The 24,213-nt window shown below is 41.3% G+C and carries 14 protein-coding genes; 11 read left to right on the top strand and 3 right to left on the bottom strand.

What is annotated here, in order from left to right:
• Nucleotide 1: 1 nt before the first annotated feature.
• From leuB to malQ, 11 genes are all read left to right on the top strand, one after another.
• Nucleotides 2-1,117, top strand: coding sequence for a 3-isopropylmalate dehydrogenase (leuB, locus tag SAE01_RS08430; protein WP_147203309.1), 1,116 nt, complete (start codon nt 2-4; stop codon nt 1,115-1,117).
• Nucleotides 1,118-1,194: 77 nt separating this feature from the next.
• Nucleotides 1,195-2,877, top strand: coding sequence for a dihydroxy-acid dehydratase (gene ilvD, locus SAE01_RS08425; protein WP_147203308.1), 1,683 nt, complete (start codon nt 1,195-1,197; stop codon nt 2,875-2,877).
• An 85-nt stretch (nt 2,878-2,962) separates the two neighbouring features.
• Nucleotides 2,963-4,738 (top strand): biosynthetic-type acetolactate synthase large subunit, encoded by a 1,776-nt coding sequence (gene ilvB / locus SAE01_RS08420; protein ID WP_147203307.1) that lies wholly within the window; start codon nt 2,963-2,965, stop codon nt 4,736-4,738.
• Between the two features lie 33 nt (nt 4,739-4,771).
• A complete protein-coding gene (locus SAE01_RS08415; protein ID WP_147203306.1) occupies nt 4,772-5,161 on the top strand; it encodes a four helix bundle protein in 390 nt (129 codons plus the stop codon).
• Nucleotides 5,162-5,206: 45 nt separating this feature from the next.
• Nucleotides 5,207-5,794, top strand: coding sequence for an acetolactate synthase small subunit (gene ilvN, locus SAE01_RS08410; protein ID WP_147203305.1), 588 nt, complete (start codon nt 5,207-5,209; stop codon nt 5,792-5,794).
• Nucleotides 5,795-5,840: 46 nt separating this feature from the next.
• Nucleotides 5,841-6,206, top strand: coding sequence for a glyoxalase superfamily protein (locus tag SAE01_RS08405; protein WP_147203304.1), 366 nt, complete (start codon nt 5,841-5,843; stop codon nt 6,204-6,206).
• Between the two features lie 147 nt (nt 6,207-6,353).
• Nucleotides 6,354-7,448: a ketol-acid reductoisomerase gene (gene ilvC, locus SAE01_RS08400; protein WP_147203303.1), complete on the top strand. Its 1,095-nt coding sequence runs from the start codon at nt 6,354-6,356 to the stop codon at nt 7,446-7,448.
• 402 nt (nt 7,449-7,850) lie between these two features.
• Nucleotides 7,851-9,980 (top strand): glycogen debranching protein GlgX, encoded by a 2,130-nt coding sequence (gene glgX / locus SAE01_RS08395; protein WP_147203302.1) that lies wholly within the window; start codon nt 7,851-7,853, stop codon nt 9,978-9,980.
• Between the two features lie 237 nt (nt 9,981-10,217).
• Complete coding sequence (treZ, locus tag SAE01_RS08390) at nt 10,218-12,056, top strand: malto-oligosyltrehalose trehalohydrolase (RefSeq protein WP_147203301.1); 1,839 nt, start codon at nt 10,218-10,220, stop codon at nt 12,054-12,056.
• On the top strand, nt 12,049-14,769 hold the full coding sequence (gene treY, locus SAE01_RS24790; RefSeq protein WP_218029119.1) for a malto-oligosyltrehalose synthase: 2,721 nt from the start codon (nt 12,049-12,051) through the stop codon (nt 14,767-14,769). Before treZ ends, treY begins: the two co-directional genes overlap by 8 nt.
• A gap of 2 nt (nt 14,770-14,771) precedes the next feature.
• Nucleotides 14,772-16,280 (top strand): 4-alpha-glucanotransferase, encoded by a 1,509-nt coding sequence (gene malQ, locus SAE01_RS24785; RefSeq protein WP_218029118.1) that lies wholly within the window; start codon nt 14,772-14,774, stop codon nt 16,278-16,280.
• Nucleotides 16,281-16,516: 236 nt separating this feature from the next.
• Here malQ and fusA read toward each other — a convergent pair whose 3' ends face one another.
• The 3 genes from fusA to SAE01_RS08370 form a co-directional block, all read right to left on the bottom strand.
• Nucleotides 16,517-18,667, bottom strand: a complete 2,151-nt coding sequence (gene fusA / locus SAE01_RS08380) for an elongation factor G (RefSeq protein WP_147203300.1) — start codon at nt 18,665-18,667, stop codon at nt 16,517-16,519.
• A gap of 337 nt (nt 18,668-19,004) precedes the next feature.
• Nucleotides 19,005-20,711, bottom strand: coding sequence for a RagB/SusD family nutrient uptake outer membrane protein (locus SAE01_RS08375; RefSeq protein WP_147203299.1), 1,707 nt, complete (start codon nt 20,709-20,711; stop codon nt 19,005-19,007).
• A 23-nt stretch (nt 20,712-20,734) separates the two neighbouring features.
• A complete protein-coding gene (locus SAE01_RS08370) occupies nt 20,735-24,019 on the bottom strand; it encodes a SusC/RagA family TonB-linked outer membrane protein (protein WP_147203298.1) in 3,285 nt (1,094 codons plus the stop codon).
• Nucleotides 24,020-24,213 lie beyond the last annotated feature (194 nt).

Below are 24,213 nucleotides of genomic sequence, written 5' to 3'. Positions count from 1 at the left end.
TATGCAAAAGAAGATAGCGGTAATATTAGGAGACGGAATAGGACCCGAAGTAACGCAACAATCGATTAAAGTTTTGGATGCAGTTGCCCGACAATTCAAACATCAGTTCTTTTACGAACACTGCCTAATGGGTGCGAGTGCAATTGATAAGACAGGAGATGCCTTACCTGGTGAAACGCTACAAATCTGTCATAGAAGTGATGCTGTTTTACTCGGTGCCATTGGTCATCCCCGGTACGATAATGACCCTTCGGCGAAAGTTAGACCGGAGGATGGCTTACTTAAATTAAGAAAAGAATTAGGACTTTTTGCCAATATAAGGCCTATAACTACTTACGCTCCCTTGCAGCATTTATCGCCCCTGAAGAGTAGCAGGATTGAGGGTGTTGATTTTGTGATTTTCCGGGAACTAACGGGCGGAATATACTTCGGCAACAAACAATTGAACGAAGACAAAACTGAGGCCTCTGACGATTGCATATACCATCGGGATGAAATAGTAAGGATAGCACACCTTGCTTTTGCTTATGCCCAACAAAGAAGAAAAGTGCTTACGTTGGTCGACAAAGCCAACGTGCTGGAAACATCAAGACTTTGGAGAAAAGTTGTGCAGGAAATGTCTACACAATATCCGGATGTGACAGTTAATTATCTTTTTGTCGATAATGCTGCAATGCAAATAATTATCAATCCAAAACAATTTGATGTTATTCTAACAGAAAATATGTTTGGCGATATTTTGAGCGATGAAGCTAGCGTTATCACCGGTTCGATCGGTTTATTACCTTCTGCATCTGTCGGAAATAAACTTGCCTTATTTGAACCGATTCATGGAAGTTATCCTCAGGCTGCAGGTAAAAATATTGCCAATCCCAACGGCTCTATTTTATCTGCAGCTATGATGCTGGATTATTTTGGCCTCGCGGAAGAAGCCGAATTAATTAGAGAAGCAGTTCATTGGAACCTTGCAAATGGCTTCTTAACAAAAGATATTGATTCAATTAATAATTATTCAACCGCAACGATTGGAGACCTTGTTTCTGATTATGTCGAAAACAGAATCCCCTCCAGAATGAATAAGGAAAACATGGTAATAAGCAAATCGACGATAATATAATATACAATGCTGCTTGTTACCCCTTACTAGTTCCAGGTTGACTGGTAATGGGTAACACAACCAAAACATACTACAGAATGGAATTAAACAAGTACAGTAAGACCATCACTCAAGACGTAACACAACCTGCCGCCCAGGCAATGTTGTATGCAATAGGATTTAAAGAAGAAGATTTCGACAAGGCGCAGGTCGGTATTGTAAGTATGGGTTGGGATGGCAATCCTTGTAATATGCACCTAAACGACCTTGCTACGGTCGTAAGAGAAAATATTAATAACACGAAAGATTTGTTGGGTTTACGTTTTTATACCATCGGGGTAAGTGATGGTATCAGTATGGGTACAGATGGTATGCGTTATAGCCTTGTAAGCCGCGACTTAATAGCAGATAGTATCGAAACTAATGCGGGTGCTCAATATTATGATGCGATCATTGCTATACCTGGCTGTGATAAAAATATGCCCGGTTCTATCATTGCAATGGGCAGGTTGAACCGCCCTTCTATCATGTTATATGGTGGAACAATAGCGCCAGGACATTACAAAGGTGAAGACCTGAATATTGTAAGTGCGTTTGAAGCATTGGGACAAAAAATTGCCGGCAACCTTAGCGAAGCAGATTTTAAAGGCATCATCAAGAGTGCTTGTCCGGGAGCGGGAGCTTGCGGTGGTATGTATACGGCAAACACAATGGCAAGTGCTATTGAAGCTTTGGGAATGAGTTTGCCGAATTCTTCATCCAATCCTGCATTAAGTGCTGAAAAACAGCAAGAGTGTCAAGCGGTTGGTGCAGCAATAAAAATATTGCTCGAAAAAGATATAAAGCCACGGGATATCATGACGCGTGAAGCATTTGAAAATGCAATTACAGTCGTGATGGTATTAGGCGGTAGTACAAATGCAGTATTGCATTTAATTGCGATGGCTAAGAGTGTAGATGTTCCATTGACACAAGATGATTTTCAAACAATCAGCGATAAAATACCGGTACTGGCAGATTTTAAACCGAGCGGTAAATACTTGATGGAAGACCTCCATCAACACGGCGGCGTGCCTGCCGTTATGAAATACTTATTAAGTAAGGGTTTGCTTCATGGAGATTGTTTAACTGTCACCGGAAAAACAGTTGCAGAAAACCTCGCTGATGCACCGGATCTTGACTTTGAACAACAGAAAATAATAATGCCTCTTGAAACGCCTTTGAAAGCGACAGGGCATTTGCAAGTACTGTATGGCAACCTTGCCGAAGGTGGTAGTGTTGCAAAAATAAGCGGTAAAGAAGGTGAGCGTTTCGAAGGACCGGCAAGAGTCTTCGACGGAGAAAAACATTTGATCGAAGGACTTTCAAGTGGTAAAGTAAAACACGGTGACGTAGTTGTTATCAGAAACATAGGACCAAAAGGAGCTCCCGGAATGCCGGAAATGTTGAAACCTACAGGTGCTATTATCGGTGCCGGTTTAGGCAAAAGCGTTGCACTTATAACTGACGGAAGATTTAGTGGCGGTACGCATGGTTTTGTAGTAGGTCACATCACCCCTGAAGCGCATGAAGGTGGTCTGATTGCATTTGTAAAAGATAATGACATCATAGAAATTGATGCAATAAACAATACCCTCAACCTAAAAGTAGACGAAGCGACCATTGCAGAAAGAAAAGCCAACTGGCAACAACCCGCATTGAAAGCTACCAAAGGAATATTGTTTAAATATGCAAGGCACGTTACCAGTGCTGCAAATGGATGCGTAACGGACGAAGCTTAAAGGTGAGTATAACCAGAAATAAAAGATTTATTTGAACATAGATTATTTAAGGCCTTTATCAATGAGAGGCATAAAATAAAAGCGCATGAATTTAGTGAATTCGATTCTAGACATAGAAGAACAAATACTGATCAAACCAGATGCAACTCCAAAAGCTCCGGCTAAGGAGCCAGGAAAGTTAAGTGGTTCACAAGCCGTTCTTGAAGCATTTATCGCCGAAGGTGTCGATACAATTTTCGGTTATCCAGGCGGAGCTATCATGCCTATTTATGATGCCTTATACGATTACCACGATAAATTAAAACACATTCTTGTTCGTCATGAACAAGGTGGTATTCATGCTGCGCAAGGGTTTGCTCGCGCTTCCGGACGAGTAGGAGTCGTTTTTGCGACAAGTGGCCCTGGTGCCACCAACCTGGTTACAGGTTTGGCAGATGCGATGATAGACAGTACTCCCCTTGTTTGTATTACCGGCCAGGTGTATGCGCACCTGTTAGGTACCGATGCTTTCCAGGAAGTGGATGTAATAAACATAACAACACCTATCACAAAATGGAACTACCAGGTTACTGATGCCTCAGAGATTCCAACTGTTCTGGCAAAAGCATTTCACATTGCTAAAACTGGTCGTCCCGGGCCCGTGTTGATAGACATTACCAAGAATGCGCAGCTGGATAAGTTTGCATATTCTGGATACAAACGTTGTGACCACATACGCAGCTACAGGCCAAAACCGGTTGTAAGAAAAGAGTTTATCGAAGAAGCTGCGCAACTTATAAACGAAGCCCAGAGACCATTTGTTCTTTGGGGTCAAGGCGTCATCCTGGGTAAAGCTGAAAAAGAGTTCAAAGCTTTTATTGAAAAAAGCGGCATTCCTGCTGCATGGACAATTCTTGGCGCGAGTGCTATCCCGACTGACCATCCCTTGAATGTAGGAATGCTAGGCATGCATGGCAACTACGGACCAAATGTGCTTACCAACGATTGTGATGTCTTGATCGCTATCGGTATGCGCTTCGATGATCGCGTCACTGGTCGCCTTGATAAATATGCAAAACAGGCTAAAGTAGTTCACCTTGATATTGATCCTTCCGAGATTGATAAGAATGTAAAGTCGACGGTGGGTGTTTGGGGCGATTGCAAAGAAACTTTACCGATCCTTACTCAACTGGTAGAAGCAAGACAACACCCGGAGTGGCTTCAAAGATTCAACGAGCATAAACAAATCGAAGAAGATACAGTAATACGCAAAGAACTAAACCCCGAAGGTGAAAAGCTTACCATGGGAGAAGTGATTAATGTTATTAATGAGTTGACTGGTGGTAATGCCATAATGGTGACTGATGTTGGTCAACACCAAATGGTGACATGTCGTTATGCAAAATTCAACCAGTCTAAAAGCAACATTACTTCTGGCGGCGCAGGTACAATGGGATTTGGATTGCCAGCTGCTATAGGTGCAAAATTTGGCGCACCCGAACGCACTGTAATTGCTATTATTGGTGACGGCGGTATCCAAATGACTATCCAGGAACTAGGAACGATTATGCAAACCGAGGTGGATGTAAAAATTGTAATTCTTAACAATGAATTCCTTGGAATGGTAAGACAATGGCAACAACTGTTTCATGACAAACGCTATTCATTTGTTGACATCACGAGCCCCGATTATATAATGGTTGCTAAAGGCTATGGCGTCGAAGGCCAAAAGGTGTCGGCTCGGGCAGATTTACAAAATGCTATTAAAACCATGCTCGACCATGACGGCTCATACTTACTTGAAGTAATGGTAGGCAAAGAAGACAACGTATTTCCAATGGTACCACAGGGATGCAGTGTGAGTGAGATAAGGTTGTCGTAGCAAAAGTTAAAAGGCAAAAATTAAAATTAAAAAATGGACGAAGAAGATGTCGTACTGCCTTTAATGCAAGAAGACTCTGTAGTCTATAATATTAAACATCGGGCCTATTACTTTGCGAAAGAAGTCGTTCTATTTGTGGGTAAACAGAAGTATGATAGAATATACTTTTCGCTGTTTGATCAGCTAGTAAGAAGTGTTACATCAATTGGAGCAAATCTGGTCGAAGGCATGGCAGGTTCTTCAAAAAATGATTTTTTAAAATTCAACATCATCGCCCTAAAATCTGCAAACGAAAGCAAATATTGGTTATGCCTTATTAGAGATACGATGGAGATAAATAAAAGTGTATTAGAGAAATTCATCAAAGAAGCCGACGAAGTTTCGAAGATTATAGCCTCTATTGTTATTAATACGAAAAAATAGCGGAAGCCTTTTTTACTTTTAAATTTTTACTTTTTACTTAAACAGATGAAACAGGAATATACCATAACCGTTTACACAGAAAACCAGGTTGGTTTACTGGTTCGTATTGCTATTATTTTCTCCAGGAGGAAAATTAATATCGAAAGCATTAATAGCTCGCCTTCAGAATTTGAAAGCATATCGCGCTTTACTTTAGTGATACAGGAAACAGAAGATGTTATAAAGAAAGTAGCCCGCCAGATAGAAAAGCAGGTTGAAGTATTAAAGGTCTACTACAATACAAACGATGAAATCGTATGGCAGGAGCTGGCTCTATACAAAGTGAGCACGGACGAGATTGCTGAAAAAGTACAGGTAGAACGGCTGCTCCGTCAATATGGAGCAAGGGCTGTTGCTATAAGAAAAGATTACACCATATTTGAAACGACAGGCCATCGTGAAGAAACTCAAAGGCTGATAGACTTTCTTAGTCCTTATGGCTTGATTGAATTTGTAAGAAGTGCAAGGGTTGCAATCATAAAAGCCAGCAGTGGCTTCCATGACAAACTGAAAGAATTTGAAGCCGCAGAACCAGGAGAAGAGGCGGTTGAAAATGAATATCTCGGCAAGCGCGAAGAGCTCTTTACTATGTAACGACCCATCTGGAGACAGAAAGGATTAGACAGAAAACCAAGCTTTAATGACTGTTGAGAAAACAATACCAATTTTAAGAATATTCGATTTTAGAAAAGCAGTTGAGTTTTACATAGATTGGTTAGGTTTTGAAATTATTTGGGAACATAGGTTTGAAGAAAATTTCCCTATTTATCTGGAAATAGCAAAAGGTGGTTTGACTTTGCATTTAAGCGAACATCATGGGGATGCAACACCGGGAGCAAAAGTATTTGTCTGGTGTAAAGATTTAAAAGCCTACCATCAACAACTGATCGAAAAAAATTACAAGTATAACAAGCCCGGGTTAGAAGAAACCTTTTATGGATCATGGGTAGTCGAAGTGATTGACCCATTCCATAACAAAATATCTTTTAACGAGAAGAAGGAATAAGGCATCGAGGGTGAGGTTGGGATGATGAAGAAAAAACAAAAAGTACAAGTGAGTGACACAACAAAAGATGAAGAAAGGTTAACTGTTAGCTCAAAAAAGAAATAAAACACAAAACTTTAAACTCAGAATTTTAAACTAAATAAAACGATGGCAAAATTAAATTTTGGCGGTGTTGAAGAAAACGTAGTAACACGCGACGAATTTCCTTTGGCAAAAGCGCAGGAAGTATTGAAAGATGAAGTGGTAGCAGTAATCGGCTACGGCGTTCAAGGTCCTGGACAAGCTTTAAACCAAAAAGAAAACGGGGTTAACGTAATTGTTGGTCAACGCAAAAACTCAAAGTCATGGGACAAAGCAGTCAGCGATGGTTTTGTACCGGGCGAAACGTTGTTTGACATTGAAGAAGCATTGCAACGTGGAACGATCATCTGTTACCTTTTGAGCGATGCCGCACAAATTCAATTATGGCCAACAGTTAAAAAACATCTTACGCCTGGTAAAGCCCTTTATTTTTCTCACGGCTTTGGCATTACTTATAACGAACAAACCGGTATCGTTCCTCCGAAAGATGTAGACGTTTTTCTGGTTGCTCCGAAGGGCTCAGGAACGTCTCTTCGCAGAATGTTTTTACAGGGACGTGGGTTGAATAGCAGCTATGCAATTTTTCAGGATGCAACAGGTCGTGCATACGAAAGAGTGGTTGCGCTGGGAATCGCTATTGGTAGTGGGTACCTTTTTGAGACAGATTTTAGAAAAGAGGTATTTTCTGATCTTACAGGTGAGCGCGGCACTTTGATGGGCGCTATCCAGGGAATTTTTGCAGCACAATACCAGGTATTGAGATCAAAAGGTCACTCTCCTTCTGAGTCATTCAATGAAACAGTTGAAGAGTTGACACAATCGTTGATGCCGCTGGTTGCTGAAAACGGTATGGATTGGATGTACGCTAACTGTTCAACAACTGCTCAGCGTGGTGCATTAGACTGGTGGAAAAAATTTCGTGATGCAACCTTACCAGTATTTACAGATTTATACGAAAGCGTTGCAGCAGGTAAAGAAGCTGCCAAATCAATTGAAAGCAATAGCAAACCCGACTATCGCGAAAAGCTGGAAGTAGAATTGGCTGAATTACGCGATAGTGAAATGTGGCGTGCCGGTAAAACTGTAAGAAGTTTGAGACCCGAAAACCAGGAACCTGCCGCCGAAGAAAACCAGGAAGCATTTGTAGAAGCCGTGATTTAAAGACGGTTTCGAGATTATAAAAGATCACGATTTAGTAAGTAAAAAGGATTAAAGCTGATCCTGTACTTATCAAATCGTGATCTTTCTTTTTTAGGTAATTCTTGATCTTTGTATCGCATCATCCCACCAATAAAGGGGTTGGATAAATAAGTTTCACCTTTTGCTAATGAGGAACTCTAACTAGATAGGAGTAAAAAAGAGAATCTCTCCTATTTCTGCTGGCAAGGATATTGAACTGTAATGCGAAACGCTATAGGATTGTTTGTTATGTAGAACCAAAAACCTCAAATCTCTCCTTTAACGTTAATCATATAAATAAAACCCTGGTAGTTTGGTTTTCTCTTTGCAACACTGCTAAGGGGTTGGGAAAATTTCTCACCAAACTTATTAAAAAACAAATTAATGGATATAAAATCTTATCCCGGTCACCCCTACCCATTAGGAGCAACGTGGGATGGAAAAGGAGTAAATTTTGCACTGTACGCTGACAACGCAACTGGTGTAGAGTTGTGCTTATTTAATAAAAGAGACGACAAGAAAGAGGTTGCAAAGATTGAGCTTACAGAAAGAACGCACCAGATTTGGCACATCTATTTGCCCAACGCCCATCCCGGTCAATTGTATGGTTATAGAGTACATGGCCCTTACGACCCCTCAAACGGTCACAGGTATAATGCAAACAAACTTTTAATTGATCCTTACGCTAAAGCGATTGCAGGTACGATTGCATGGCACGACTCGCTCTTTGGTTATGTGCTGGGTCATCCCGACGCTGACCTTAGTTTCAGTAAAACAGATAGCGCACCCTATGTACCTAAATCAGTTGTAGTAGACTCAAACTACGATTGGGAGGGCGACAAACCTCCAAAGATTTCCTATCATAAAACGATTATTTACGAAACGCACGTAAAAGGTTTTACAAAGCTTCATCCCGACATTCCGGAAGAAATAAAAGGAACCTACGCTGCCCTCGGTCATCCGGTTTGCATTAAATATTTGAAGGATCTCGGCATAACAGCAATCGAACTAATGCCTGTTCATCATTTCGTACTTGACCGGCATTTGGCAGAAAGAGGTTTGGGCAATTATTGGGGCTATAACTCTATCGGCTTTTTTGCCCCTGATGTTCGTTACTCAGGAAGCGGGCCTGAAGGTGGGCAGGTTGCAGAGTTTAAGACCATGGTAAAAGAACTGCACAAGGCAGGAATTGAAGTTATTCTTGACGTGGTTTACAATCATACCGGTGAAGGAAACCATATGGGCCCAACCATTTCCTTTCGGGGTATTGACAACGCCTCCTACTATAGGCTAACAGAAAATAAACGTTTCTGTATGGACTATACCGGAACAGGAAATACCCTCAACGTAATGATGCCGAATGTACTTCGGTTAATTATGGACAGCTTGAGATATTGGATTCTCGAAATGCACGTTGACGGTTTTAGATTTGATCTTGCGTCGACCCTTGCTCGCGAACTACATGAAGTAGACCGCTTAGGATCGTTCTTCGACATCATCCACCAAGACCCGGTTATCTCGCAAGTGAAACTGATTGCAGAACCCTGGGATATTGGTGAAGGCGGTTACATGGTTGGCAAGTTCCCTCCGGGATGGGCCGAGTGGAACGGTAAATACCGGGACTGCCTGAGAGATTATTGGCGCGGTGCTGATAGTATGCTAGGTGAATTTGCCCAGCGTTTTACAGGAAGCCCCGATTTGTACCAGAACGATTATCGCAAACCTACAGCGAGCATCAACTTCATTACTGCCCATGACGGCTTCACGCTGCATGACCTTGTTTCTTACAATGAGAAACACAACATGGCTAATGGAGAAGACAACAATGATGGTGAGAGCCACAACCGTTCCTGGAACTGTGGTGTGGAAGGTCCTACAGAAAATGCTGCTATTATTGAATTGAGGCTTCAACAAAAAAGAAACTTTCTTGCGTCGCTGTTCTTGTCGCAAGGCGTTCCTATGATCGTTGCTGGCGACGAGTTAGGTAGAACTCAGCGAGGAAACAATAATGCTTATTGCCAGGACAACGAAATCTCGTGGATTGATTGGGAAAATGCCGATAAAGAGCTACTGGAGTTTTCTCGTAAGATTATTCATTTCCGCAGAAATCACCCGGTTTTTCGTCGTCGCAGATGGTTCCAGGGTGAGCCGGTGCACAAGCAGGGAGACGTGGAAGACATTGAATGGTTCTTGCCTGAAGGCACCAAGATGACCCAGGAAAATTGGTTGCACGACTACGCAAAGTCGCTGGGGGTTTATCTAAACGGGCATGGTATAAGAACTGTTGGACCTAAAGGCGAGCAAATAATTGACGATAGTTTTTATGTCATTTTCAACGCCTATCACGACAGGCTCGATTATACTCTTCCACCCCGGAAATACGGAAAACAATGGACGAAAATAATAGACACTAGTAAAAGTATGATAACGACAGAGGAAGGCGCTTTCGAGGCTGGTGAAGTAATTGTAGTCGAAGGGCGCTCAGTGGTCGTTTTAAAACAACAGGGCAAATAGTAGTTTAAAGGTTTTTGATAGGGATTTTATAAGGAGCCAAAATGGTCGTGCTACTACCAGGCATCCTTGCGTCGCACTCTTCAACAATACTTTCTCTCCTGAACAGGAAAGTATGATGTAGAGAGACGATAATTTGAAAAGATACAGTCGAAGTGAGTGACACAACCGAGGCTAATCGTGAACTGCAGCCGAGACACAAAAACATAAAAACGAAAACAGTATAGAAGCTTTAAATCCATGATTCAAACAGACATTAATAGAAGATCATTAGGAGTAAATTTTAATGAAAGAGGTGAGGCAGAGGTCGCAATATGGGCGCCTCTGCAGGAAAATGTTGAAATCATTTTACAAGACAAACAAACGATTAAGCTTACAAAGGATGATTTCGGATATTGGAAAACGTGCACAAAAGAGATCAAAGTAGGAGATCTATATAAAGTTTCGTTGGGAGACGACAAGGTTTTTCCAGACCCTGCTTCTGTTAGTCAGCCTGAGGGAGTACACGGTTTTTCAAAAGCGGTAGACGTTCAGCAGTTCAAATGGAACGACAGCAATTGGAATAATTTGCCACTGGAAGATTACGTGCTGTATGAATTGCATACAGGAACTTTTACGACTGAAGGCACGTTTGCAGCTTTAGAAGGAAAGCTTTCATATTTGAAAGAACTAGGCATAAATGCCATAGAGATCATGCCTGTCTCTCAGTTTCCCGGCGGGAGGAATTGGGGCTATGACGGCGTTTTTCCTTATGCCGTTCAGAATACTTACGGCGGTCCCGAGGGGTTGAAACACCTGGTGCAGGCTTGCCACGATATCGGAATAGCCGTCATCCTCGATGTGGTTTACAATCATATGGGACCCGAAGGAAACTACCTCGGTGCTTTCGGTCCTTACTTTACAGACAAATACAATACTCCCTGGGGTAATGCTATAAACTTCGATGATGAGTGGTGTGATGGTGTAAGAAAATACTTTGTCGAAAATGTGTTGATGTGGTTTCGTGATTTTCACATTGACGCTCTACGAATGGATGCGGTGCACGCGATCAAAGATTTTAGTGCTACACATATTCTACGGGAGATAAAGCAACACGTCAATAAACTGATGGCCGCCACAGGTCGTACTCACTACCTAATTGTAGAGCTCGATCTAAATGATAATCGTTTCATCAATCCCCTAGACCAGCAAGGCTTCGGAATGGACGGACAGTGGGTTGATGAGTTCCATCACGCGTTAAGAGTTACGGCAGGTGAAGAAAGAAGCGGCTATTATAGTGACTTCAATGGCTTGGTTCATTTGGCTAAGTCTTATAAAGATGCTTATGTTTTTGACGGCCAATATTCACCCCATCGTAAAAAAACATTTGGTATAAAAGCCGATAATAACCCAGGCAAACAGTTCGTCGTTTTTTCTCAAAACCACGACCAGGTTGGAAACCGAATGCTCGGGGAACGAACAAGCACATTGGTAAGTTTTGAAATGCAAAAACTGATGGCAGCGGCTGTACTTGTCAGTCCCTACCTGCCAATGTTGTTCATGGGCGAAGAGTATAGCGAGCCGCACCCTTTCCTATATTTTGTAAGTCATACCGATCCTGAATTAGCAGATGCGGTTAGGAAAGGAAGGAAAGCAGAATTTGCTGCGTTTCATTCTCAAGGCGAAGCACCAGACCCCGTCGACGAAAAAACGTTTGAAGAGTCAAAGCTTCAATGGGATTTATTGCAGCAGCCTCAGCATAAGACGATGTTTGAGTATTACAAGACGTTGATCAGCCTCAGAAAGCAAGAACCAGCTTTGAAGCATTTAAACAGGAATCAGCTGAATGTAGAAATAAACGAGCAAAATCAAACGCTGTTGTTGCACCGGTGGCATGAGGGTGACCACATCTTATGTGTTATGAATTTCTCTAAATCTCCGCAACCTGCAACATTGCCAACATTTAAAAACGAATGGAAAAAATTATTAAACTCTGCTGAGTCAATATGGAACGGTCTGGCAACTGCTGAAGATCGAAACGGAGCGGTCGTTACCATTCAGCCGGAGTCAATTTTAATTTATAAGAACAGCCATGAATAATCCAGTATCTACATATCGTATCCAATTTCATAAAGACTTCACATTTTCCGATTTTGAAAAAATCATCCCTTATTTAATCAAACTAGGCGTAGGAACTATCTATGCCTCACCAATTTTTGAAGCAACACCGGGAAGTGTACATGGATACGACGGCGTTAATCCCCATAAGATAAACCCGGAAATAGGAACAGAGGAGCAACTACTAAGTATCAGCCAAAGGCTTAAGGAAGCAGGTATAAAGTGGCTGCAGGATATTGTTCCAAACCATATGGCGTTTGACCCCAATAATCCGTGGTTGAAAGATGTGTTGGAAAAAGGTCAGAAGTCCGTCTATGCATCTTTCTTTGATGTACCCTGGACCGGTAAGATTTATCATGGCAAAATAATGATTCCGTTTTTAGGCAATCCATTACAAGAGGTGATCAAAAACGGGGAGCTTACAATAGATTTCGAAGAACCAAGATTTGTCTTAAAATACTATGATAGTACCTATCCGCTAAGGCTTCGTTCTTATATCACTATCCTTCAGACCGGCGACGGGGAGCCAAACCAGGCAATACAACAGTTACTGGATCAGGTAAAAGACATCCAAAGATCCGAGGAGCCCGAGGCATACAAAGAGACACTCCATGAGTTTCAGCTACAGTTGAGCGCACTTACTAAGAGTAATACGACTAAAGGCTATTTAGAAAGTTGCCTGCAGAAAATAAACGAGGATCATGAACTGATCAAGCAGATTGCTGACGAGCAGGTGTACCAACTTGTTAACTGGCAAAAGACCGATCAGAAAATTAACTTTCGTAGGTTTTTTACAGTCAACGGTTTGATATGCCTGAACATGCAAGACAACGATGTCTTTTTGTATTACCACAAATACATAAAAGAATTGCTGGACAAGGGCGTTTTCCAGGGGCTGAGAATAGACCATATTGACGGCCTTTTTGATCCAACCTTATATCTGCAACAGCTAAGAGAACTGGCAGGCGAAGAAACATATATAGTGGTTGAAAAAATTCTGGAACCCGGGGAAGGCTTGCCTGATTACTGGCCAATTGAAGGAAACACAGGTTACGACTTTTTGGGAATAGTAAACAATGCCTTCACAAATAAGACAAGCGAAAAACAGTTCACTGAATATTATGAGGACCTGGTAAAGGACGACAGGTCGATTCACCAGCAACTGCACGACAAGAAGTCCTACATTCTGCATGAGAACATGGGCGGTGAATTATCAAACCTGCACCATCTTTTTGAAGACATGAATTTGGTTGAGGATAATGAATTAAGCAACGTCGCTCCTGAAGTATTGAAAGAAGCAATTGGCGAATTTCTTATTCAATGTCCAGTGTATCGATATTATGGAAATAAACTTCCGTTAGATCAAACAGAAGCTGGTGATGTTCAGGACATTTTAAACAGGATAAAGCAAAACAAACCAGAACTAGCTCCGGCGATTCCTTTGCTTGAAACTGCCTTGTTGCATAAGCCCAAAGAAGGTGACAAAGCCTACAATGCACGGGCGCTAAGGTTTTATCAGAGGTGTATGCAGTTTACAGGTCCACTTATGGCGAAAGGGGCTGAAGACACGTTAATGTACACCTACAATCGTTTTATTGGTCATAACGAAGTCGGTGATTCTCCTGACGCTTTTGGTGACAGTCCTGAAGAGTTCCATCAAAAAATGCTGGACCGGCAGGAAAAGTGGCGCCTAAGTATGAACGGAACTTCTACCCATGACACCAAGCGTGGTGAAGATGTACGGGCAAGATTAAACGTACTAACTGACCTTCCTGATGAATGGTTTGCTGTAGTAAAAGAATGGCAGGAGCTCAATAAGGAATTGAAAGAACAAGAAGCGCCAGATGCCAATGATGAATACTTAATTTATCAGACTTTGGTTGGGGCATACCCTATGCCTACCCAGGGAGACGACGACTTTAAAAACCGAGTTCAGGAATATTTACAGAAAGCTTTACGCGAAGCAAAGACCCATTCTAACTGGACTACACCCAACGAAGAATACGAAACAGCCGCAAAAAATTTTGCCGTAAACCTCTTGCAGCAAAACAAACCTTTTTGGAAGCGTTTTGAACAATTCCATAAAAAGGTTTCTGACTTTGGCGTCGTTAACTCGCTTGCACAAGTAGTTGTCAAGTTTACTGCGCCTGGTGTTCCTGACGTTTACCAGGGGACAGAATTGTGGGATTTTAGTCTGGTAGACCCGGACAACAGAAGGCCTGTAGATTATGAACTTCGGCAGCAGCTAATGAACGAGTTAGAGGCCCAGGCAAATGACGAACATGAAAACCTGATGTCTCACTTATGGGAAAACAGGTATAGTGCTAAAATAAAACTTTGGCTGACGCACCAATTGTTGAATGATCGAAAGGAAAATAAAGAGTTTTTTGAAAAGGCTGAATATATTCCTTTAACCGTTCTTGGAGAATTTGCTTCAAATGTGCTGGCTTATGCCCGCCGTTATCAAAATGAATGGTACGTTGTTGCAGTCCCACTTCATCTGGCGGCTCTAAGTAAAGAGCAACAACAAGAGATTTTATCAATCGATTGGAAGGATACACGAGTAGCCCTACCCGCAGGCGCCCCTGCCACTTATCAGCATCTCTTCTCCAAAGTAAATAGAACGCACGAACAAGAAATTACTATTAAAGACATTTTTAAAAGCTTGCCATTGGCAGTGCTTAAACTCAAATAATTATGACTAACAATAAAAGAGGAGCGGGTATCCTGCTTCATATTTCCTCTCTTGCTTCACCGTTCGGCGTAGGCGATATGGGTCCGGAAGCATGCGCCTTTGCCGATTTTTTGCACCGCAGCAATCAAAAATATTGGCAGTTGCTTCCCCTAAATCCTACTGAGCAGGGACAGGGACATTCACCTTATAGTTCCATTAGTAGCAGGGCCGGGAACACACTTTTAATTAGTCCCGAACTAATGGTTAAGGATAATCTCTTAAATGCCGAAGAAATTAAAAAATACCATCTACCGCAGGAAGGAAAAACAAATTTTGCCGAAGTAGAACGGGTAAAGGCGGAAATCTTTGAACAAGCATGGCAGAATTTCAAACAGGGAAAAGGGAAAAAGTTAGAAGCTGACTTTAAACAGTTTTGTGAAAAAGAAGCGTACTGGTTGGATGATTTTGCTCTTTATATGCTGCTGAAAAAGCAGAACGAAAGTCAGCCGTGGTTTAAGTGGACTGAAGAATATAAGCTACGAAATGAAGTGGCTGTAAAAAAGTTGGTAACGGAAAATAAGGACGAAGTAGACAAAACTAAATTTCTTCAATTTCTTTTCTTCAAGCAATGGCATGAGTTAAGAAAGTATTGCAATAGCCTGAACATTAAACTTTTTGGAGACCTTCCATTTTATGTCAGCTATGATTCCGTGGATGTATGGTCTCATAAAGATCTTTTTAGCCTTGATAAAAAAGGTAATATGATTGGAGTTGCAGGAGTACCGCCTGATGCATTCAGTGAAGATGGACAGCTTTGGGGTATGCCTGTTTTCCTGTGGGATGTTCTAAAAAAACAAAATTACGCTTGGTGGATAGAACGCTTTAAAAAGAACCTGGAGTTATTCGATATTTTGCGTCTTGACCATTTTAGAGCCTTTGCAGATTATTGGGAAGTGGCTGCAGATGAAGAAACTGCAAAAAAAGGAACATGGAAGCCTGGGCCACGAGGCGATTTGTTTAAAGCTGTGAACAAAGCGCTGGGTGAAGTGCCCTTCATTGCTGAGGATCTTGGAGAAATTAATGATGCTGTATACGAATTGAGAGACGAGTTTGCGTTTTCGGGAATGAAGGTGTTGCAGTTCGCTTTTGGCGAAGGCATGCCTCAGAACCCTTATATTCCACACAACTACGCCGAGAACTTTGTTGCCTATACGGGTACCCATGACAACAACACGATCAGGGGATGGTACCGGCAGGAAGGAAGCAAAAATCATCACCAGATCGAACAATACGTTGGGAGAGCATTAACTGAGGATGATATTCCTGTAGTTTTCGGTCGGCTTGCTTATGCTTCCGTTGCAAACATTGCTATCTTACCTATCCAGGATGTACTTGGACTTGATGAAATAGCTCGTATGAATACTCCGGCTTCCGGCGAGAATAACTGGCAATGGCGTCTACTTCCCAACCAAGTAACCAGCGATGCGGAAACCTTACTTAAGGAATGGACAAAATTGTATAACCGGGTTTAGACACACAAGATTTCGAACTCAAAAACTCTTGTCCAACGACAAGAGTTTTTTTATGGGTAGTAGTGACTGGTTTGCTGCAGGAGCTCCGGGTAAAAACTGCAGTTTCTTAACAACAGTCAGATGAAGTGATTGCGCTGCAACTATTACGCTAAGGAGCAAACCCTGGGATTAAGATCCAAAAACAAAAAAGCCCCGCTTTATCAGCAGGGCTCTCATATAATTGATTATTAAAAAGCTTATTCTTCTTCTACCTTCAATTTTCCTTTTTGTTTTGACATTACAGTCTCAGCGACGTTATTTGGAGCCGGATTGTAATGGCTAAACTCCATAGTTGAAGTTGCACGGCCAGAAGACAATGAACGCAATTGAGTTACATAACCAAACATTTCGCTTAATGGAACTTTAGCCTTAATAACCTGCAAACCTGCACGACTATCCATACCTTCTAACATACCACGGCGCCGGTTAAGATCACCTGTTACGTCACCCATGTACTGGTCTGGCGTAGTTACCTCAACTTTCATGATCGGCTCAAGTAGTACCGGCTTAGCTTTTTTACCAGCTGCACGGAAACCTTGACGAGCACACAATTCAAACGACATTGCATCGGAGTCAACTGCGTGGAATGAACCATCGAATACACGAACTTTCATACTTTCAACAGGGTAAGCGGCAAGAACACCTGTGTTCATTGACTGCTCGAAACCTTTTTGAATAGCAGGAACAAATTCACGAGGAATAGATCCACCAAAAATGTCGTTTACAAACTGGTAAGTTCCTTTTCCTTCCTTCAAGAATTCTTCGTCTGCGGGCCCGATCTCGAAAACAATATCGGCAAATTTACCACGACCGCCCGTTTGCTTTTTTAAGGTTTCTCTATGCTCAACTTTTTGAGTGAAAGCCTCTTTATAAGCAACTTGGGGAGCACCTTGGTTAATTTCCACTTTAAATTCACGACGCATACGGTCAACAATGATCTCCAAGTGAAGTTCACCCATTCCACTAAGGATAGTTTGACCAGTTTCCTCGTCAGTCTTAACTCTAAGTGTAGGATCTTCTTCAACCAGTTTGGCAATAGCCATACCCATTTTGTCAACATCAGCCTGGGTTTTGGGCTCAATTGCAACGGATATAACCGGCTCTGGGAAAGTCATACTTTCAAGAGCCACAGGGAATTTCTCATCACAAAGCGTATCACCAGTCTTAATATCCTTAAAACCAACAGCAGCTCCGATATCGCCAGCTTCAATAAAATCAACCGGGTTTTGCTTGTTAGCATGCATCTGCATTATACGGCTGATACGCTCGTTCTTTCCGGTACGTACGTTTAATACATAAGAACCAGAGTCTAAGCGACCAGAATAAGCCCGGAAGAAGGCAAGACGACCTACGAATGGGTCAGTCATAATTTTAAATGCTAATGCAGCAAAAGGACCTTTAGGATCAGCATGACGAAGAACTTCTTCACCAGTGTCAGGGTTTGTACCTTTTACAGCCTCAATATCCAGAGGACCTGGCAAATATCTTACTACAGCGTCCAATGCAGTTTGAACACCTTTATTTTTGAAAGATGATCCACACATCATAGGAATGATGGAAAGATCAATAGTTGCTTTACGGATAGCTTCATGAATCTCGTCTTCAGTAATAGTGCTTGCATCTTCAAAGAATTTTTCAAGCAGCTTATCATCGTAATCCGCAACCGCCTCTATTAACTCCTGGCGATATTGATCAACCTCTTCTTGCATGTCAGCAGGAATAGGCACCTCTTTGAAAGTCATACCACGAGACTCTTCATCCCAGATAATTCCTTTCATTGTGATTAGATCAACAACACCTTTGAAATTATCTTCAGCACCAATTGGCAATTGAAGGGGAACTGCTTTTGCACCCAACATTTCACGAACTTGCTTAACCACGTTTAAGAAGTCAGCACCACTACGGTCCATTTTATTTACGAAACCAATTCTTGGTACTTTATACCTGTTAGCTTGACGCCAAACAGTTTCAGACTGAGGCTCAACACCGGAAACTGCACAAAACAATGCTAATAAACCATCCAGTACACGTAAAGAACGCTCTACCTCAACAGTAAAGTCAACGTGACCCGGAGTATCAATAATGTTGAATTTGTAAAGTTTAGTATCCGGACCTTTAACACCTTGAACGGTAGGAAAGTTCCAAAAACAAGTCGTTGCAGCCGAAGTAATGGTAATACCTCTCTCCTGCTCCTGTGCCATCCAGTCCATCGTTGCAGCGCCATCGTGCACTTCACCAATTTTGTGATTCACACCAGTATAATACAGAATACGTTCTGTAGTTGTCGTCTTACCAGCATCAATATGCGCGGCAATACCGAAGTTCCGTTGATATCTCAAGTCGCCCATGACTTTTTATTTGAAATTGTTATTGACTTTTTTTGTAGTAACCAACTATTGTACTGTTAGTACAACATCCTTGTGTCACTCCCTTCTACAGAAACTCTTTTTTCACCTATTAAGAATATGATTTGCAGAGAACGTGTAATTGGCAATCCTATTTAAATCTTCTCTAAAATATGGGAAATTAGATTTCGAGGCGCAAAGGTAATGATTAGAAATTTAAAAAGAGGACGCTACCGTTAATAAATGTCGAAAGTTTCATGTTTGGGGACTAGCACCTAATAATAAACTCCACCTCTTGAGGGTGGAGTTTTATTAAATGATGCAGTAGCTAAGCGATACCTTAGTAACCAGGATTTTGTTCCAGTAGATTGCCGGCAACCTGCGCAACCTGTATTTGCCTATTAGGAATAGGGAAATAATTATTCTTTGCAGCAAATGTACTGGCCGCATTCTTATAAGTTCTTCTCTCCTTTTCTTTAGTTACATAGGCATTTAAAACCTCGGGCGCAATGCCCCATCTTACAAGATCAAAGAAACGATGGCCTTCCATAGCCAGTTCAAGTCTTCTTTCAAAGCGAACAGCTTGTCTTGCCATTGCCTGATCCGCGAACGGTACTGTGTATGGTTTTATTTGATAATTAGCTGGAGACCCTGGCACTAAGCTTCCCGGATTAGCAGCTCTTGCACGTACACGGTTTATATATTCGCGAGCTTTTGTAAGCGAACCAACTTCAATTTCAGCTTCTGCGGCCATTAACAGTACATCGGCAAATCTGATAATATTGTAATTTTTAGCGGTTTGCCTGAAGTTGTTAATGTTAGTAAGGCCGCCAATGTCAGAATTTTTATTGACGTGTTTTTTAGGACTGAAAGGACCAGCATAAACCTGGTCACGGATCCAGCTTCTTCCGGGATGAGGGCCATAATCGTAATAAGGAATACCTCTTCTTCCAACAGTCCAATCCAATCGTGGATCGACTGGAATAGTTGCATCATTAGTAAAGGGATCGTTTGAAGTAATACCCTCATCATTTTTAATATTACTATTATTGAAAGAGCCATCTAAAAGAGGTAAACCATTTGCATCTACTTTAAACGCGTTTACCAGGTTTTGTGACGGCTGGTAAAAGCCGCAACATCCCCAGACACCGCCGTAAGGGTAGGCGAGCTCATAACTTGCTTCAGCAGCAGCAGCAACAGTGCCACTGGCGGCAGCTTGCATCGAAAAAACTGCCTCTTCGCTATTCTCAAAAGCAACATCAAAGTTCTTCCAATACTCCTTCTGCAAATCATATGTCTTACCGTTAGAGGTAACACCCTGGCTGATGATCACATCATATAGTGCCTTTGCTTCGGTAAATTTCTTCTCATACATTAGCACTTTGGCAAGTTGGGCACCTGCTGCCCATTTATTTACTTTACCAACAAGAGGTTGTGTAGCTGAAAGATTATCGTAAGCAAACTTACAATCTGCTTCTATCTTGGGCCAAATATCTGTTTTGTTGTCGTATTTGGTAACTGTCTCATCTATGTAAGGCACCTTGTTCCACATGCGTTTAGCCTCAAAGTGAAAAAGCGCTCTTAAGAACCTTGCTTGTGCGATGTAATCTTTTTTCTCATCAGCTGTAAGTACGGCGACCTGGTTAGCAAGATTAATTACATCATTTGCCCTGGCAACGCCATCATAGATCGAAATCCATTTATAATAAAAATAGGTATTGGCAGCCTGTGTATTCCATAGTTCTATTTCAGTCATTTGTGGCTGGTCTCCTGCATCGGTACCCTTATAAGCATCATCAGAAGCGACATCGCCATACACCCAATTAGTAACTCCAACCATCCATCCACTTGAACCCGGTGTTCCCTGTCCATCAAGAAGACCGTATGTTCCAAGCAACACTCCTTCAATACCTTTTTTGTTTTGTAATAACTCTGGCGCGTACCTTCCGTATGGCTTCGGGTCGAGAAATTCCTTTTTACAGGAATTGAATCCGACCATGAGGAATGCCAATCCTGCGATCAAACAATATCTTTTATTCGATTTCATAAATTTCTTTTTCAGTTTTTTAATTAAAAGCCCAAGTTGATACCAAAAATTATTGATTTATTGGTAGGGTAGTTACCAAGATCAACTCCTAAATTCCTATCTGCAAACCTTCTTGTATAGTCGTTGCGTCCAGTATTAGCAGTAGTAATTTCAGGGTCTAATCCAGTGTATTTAGTAATAGTAAACAAGTTTTGAACTTGTACATAAACTCTTAACCGATCAATACTAAACCTATCCATTATCTTTTTTGGAAGAGTATATCCTAAGCTAAGGTTACGTAACCTTAAATAACCACCGGGCTCAATGTAATAGTTAACAGGTAGAGTACCACTTGATGCATCATTACTTGTTATTCTTGGAAGCTTAGCATCATGGTTTTCCGGAGTCCAGCTTTCATACAATAAACGACGTGTTCTACCACCTTGGAAAGTATTAAAATCAGTCCAGTAACGAGTATAATTAGCTATCTCTCCACCCGCTTTCCAATAAAGGAAAGTTGCGAAGTCAAAACCTTTATAGCTCATATTAACGTTGAAGCCCATAATGAATTTGGGGTGAGGACTACCGATAAAAGTTCTGTCTTCAGGAGTTATCTTTCCATCTGGCTTACCATCGGGACCTGAAAGATCTTTGTATTTCCACCCGCCAATAAATTTGCCTGCTTGAGTAAGTGTCGCTAGTTCTGCCGCGTCGTCAAAAAAACCGTCTATCACATATCCGAAAAAGCTTGATATAGGTTGGCCCTCTACAGAGCGATTAAAGGGATCAATCCTCGTTCTATCACCCTCAAAAAAGGGATCAGCAAGTTTACCAACCCTGTTCTTGTATAAAGAAAAAGTAGTACTTAAATCGTATCTAAAATCCCTTCCAGCATTGCCTCTATATGATAATGAAAGGTCTATACCTTTATTGTTCATATTTCCAATATTAATTGGTTGCCTGGAAATAAATCCTCCATAGATACTTGCATCTAATTCTTTTTCAAATAGCAGGTCTCTTGTTTCACGGTTGTAAAGATCTAGAGTGATAGCAAGCTTATTATTTAATATAGTTGCATCAAAGCCTAAAGTAGATGTCTCGGTTTGTTCCCACTTGATATCAGGATTAGCTACCGTTTGATGACGCAATGCAGGGGTGTAGCTTGTATTGCTTCCATTAATAGGATAACCTGCATCATTTGCTATTGTAAAGAAGTTAAGGTAAGCAAAACTGCTGATGTTATCATTTCCTAAAACCCCATATCCAAAGCGAATTTTAAAATCGTTTATTCCTTTAATATTCTTGAAAAAACCTTCCTCAGAAACCCTCCAGCCTAAACTAAAAGCAGGAAAATTTCCGAATTGATGAGTGGGACCAAAAGCATCGGATGATCCATCTCGTCTGTATGACGCGCTTACCAAATACTTGTCTTTATAAGCATAGTTTACCTGGGCAATAACAGGAGAGTATTTTCTGCTTCTGAAAAGACTACTTGAACCAAATGGTGTAAGACTAAGAGAAGACGCAGTCTGTTGAAAGTTAGGGTCTAAGCTAAAGAAATCTGAAGCGCTCGCATTTATATTTCTTCCCTGATTTTGAACTATTTCGGTTCCTAATAGCGCTTTTACCTCATGTACATCGTTAAATGACTTTCTGAAATTTAGAGTGTTGTACCAGGTAGCTTGGTATCCGTATCCTTGCGCTTCAGCAAACTGTGCAATGTTTGTTCTTCCTTCCGGGTTCTCATAAATTGGAGGAGTAAAAAGGAAGCTGCTCGTGTTGCCAAAGTCAACACCCAAATTCGATTTAAAAGTAAAATACCGCAAGAAATCAACTTCAGCATAGATGCTTCCAAGAAGCCCTAACCTTTTTTCACGTCCATCTTTCCGTCTGTCCAAATTAGCATAGGGGTTTGAGGAATTTCCCAAATTGGCGCCCCTTGCCCCACCATAGTTTCCAGCTATATCAAAGACAGGAACAATTGGCTGTTGACGATATGAAAAGGAAATTGGATTGCCTTCATCCTGATTTGTAAACGCTTGAACACCTGATCTATTTGTGAAGTTTACTTGTAAATTCTCACCTACCCTTATTTTGTTTTTTATAACAAAGCTTGTATTGGACCGAAGGGCAATACGCTGATACCTCGTCGTGTATATAATACCCTTTTGATCGAAATAATCGAGACCAAAAAGGTAATTAGCATTATCTGTAGCACCTGAAACAGAAATTTGGTGATTCATTTGAGGAGCGTCTTGAAGAATAGCGCCAAGCCAGTCTGTACCCTCCTTGTTTGCAGGAACAATTTGATAAGTTCCAGGACCGTTTACATCAAATAAATCAAGTTTGTATTTGGTAGGATCTGCAGATGCCTCTCCAGCAAATATTCCACCGCTCTTTCCACCGGGAAGGCCGCCTCCGGCATAAATGAAGTCAGGGATTATGGGTCCTGTAGTACTTATACCAGTAGGACCGGCATATTGCCCATGTTTAAACTGGCCATTTACTACGTTTCCTGAATTAAGTGCTAACAAATAAAGATACTGTCCATACTCAGCGGTATTTAATAGATCAAAACGCTTTTTAAAAGTCTGATTGCCATAATAAGCATCGTAAGTCACTTTAGCTCGTCCCAGCTTTCCTTTTTTTGTTGTTATAATGATAACCCCACCCGCAGCAGCAGAACCGTAAATAGAAGCAGCTGACGCGTCTTTCAACACCTGCATGCTTTCAATATCGTTCGGATTTAGCTCGGTAATCGAACCTACCCGGGCACCATCAACCACATACAGTGGTTCGTTGTTACCAAACGTACTATAACCATGTATTCTTACATTCGCTCCTGCACCAGGAACACCAGATGTACCAACGTTAACACCGGCAGCACGACCCTGTAAAAGGTTTTGAATGTTAGATCCAGGGTTAGCAACCAATTCTTTTACGTTGACTACAGCGACTGAACCTGTAATGTCTTTTTTAGCTTGCGAGGAGTATCCTGTAACAACAACCTCTGTGAGTGTAACGTTGGATGGTTTGAGAGAAACATTTACCATACCGTTACCCGATGGTGTTATTTCTGTTTTTTCGAAACCAACGTTAGAGATTACGAGGGTTGACTGACCACTTGGAGCTGAAAGAGTAAAAGTTCCTTCGGCATTTGTTTGGGTAGCAATAGTTGTTCCTTTTACCGACACTGTTGCACCAGATACGGGTTCGTTATTGGCTCCCAAAACTTTGCCGCTTATTGTTCGTTGCGCAAACGTCGATGTAGCAAAAAAGAGGAGAAATGCAGTTATTAGAAAACTGCGAGCAGTTAAAAATTTTGGCATAGCAATCAGTTAATTGGCGTTAAAAAAATTAAATCTAATATTTGTTACCCTTATTAACAAAATTTTTTTATATTAAAAAACAATTAAAACCAAAAAAAATCGGCAAAAAACAGGTTTCATAGGTTAAACTTTAAATAAAAAAGGACAAAAAAAAGCCACCTCTTAGGTGGCTAAAAAAATTAAGTTATAACGTT

The organism is Segetibacter aerophilus (assembly GCF_007991655.1).
Lineage (GTDB): Bacteria > Bacteroidota > Bacteroidia > Chitinophagales > Chitinophagaceae > Segetibacter > Segetibacter aerophilus.
This window is presented reverse-complemented; position numbering and strand designations above follow the sequence as displayed.

Excerpts from the sequence above, each read along its gene's own strand:
- ilvD (WP_147203308.1), top strand. The coding sequence starts at position 1,195 with ATGGAATTAAACAAGTACAGTAAGACCATCACTCAAGACGTAACACAA.
- fusA (WP_147203300.1), bottom strand. The coding sequence starts at position 18,667 with ATGGGCGACTTGAGATATCAACGGAACTTCGGTATTGCCGCGCATATT.
- SAE01_RS08375 (WP_147203299.1), bottom strand. The coding sequence starts at position 20,711 with ATGAAATCGAATAAAAGATATTGTTTGATCGCAGGATTGGCATTCCTC.
- SAE01_RS08370 (WP_147203298.1), bottom strand. The coding sequence starts at position 24,019 with ATGCCAAAATTTTTAACTGCTCGCAGTTTTCTAATAACTGCATTTCTC.
- treY (WP_218029119.1), top strand. The coding sequence starts at position 12,049 with ATGAATAATCCAGTATCTACATATCGTATCCAATTTCATAAAGACTTC.
- ilvC (WP_147203303.1), top strand. The coding sequence starts at position 6,354 with ATGGCAAAATTAAATTTTGGCGGTGTTGAAGAAAACGTAGTAACACGC.
- leuB (WP_147203309.1), top strand. The coding sequence starts at position 2 with ATGCAAAAGAAGATAGCGGTAATATTAGGAGACGGAATAGGACCCGAA.
- SAE01_RS08405 (WP_147203304.1), top strand. The coding sequence starts at position 5,841 with ATGACTGTTGAGAAAACAATACCAATTTTAAGAATATTCGATTTTAGA.
- ilvB (WP_147203307.1), top strand. The coding sequence starts at position 2,963 with ATGAATTTAGTGAATTCGATTCTAGACATAGAAGAACAAATACTGATC.
- SAE01_RS08415 (WP_147203306.1), top strand. The coding sequence starts at position 4,772 with ATGGACGAAGAAGATGTCGTACTGCCTTTAATGCAAGAAGACTCTGTA.
- glgX (WP_147203302.1), top strand. The coding sequence starts at position 7,851 with ATGGATATAAAATCTTATCCCGGTCACCCCTACCCATTAGGAGCAACG.
- ilvN (WP_147203305.1), top strand. The coding sequence starts at position 5,207 with ATGAAACAGGAATATACCATAACCGTTTACACAGAAAACCAGGTTGGT.
- malQ (WP_218029118.1), top strand. The coding sequence starts at position 14,772 with ATGACTAACAATAAAAGAGGAGCGGGTATCCTGCTTCATATTTCCTCT.
- treZ (WP_147203301.1), top strand. The coding sequence starts at position 10,218 with ATGATTCAAACAGACATTAATAGAAGATCATTAGGAGTAAATTTTAAT.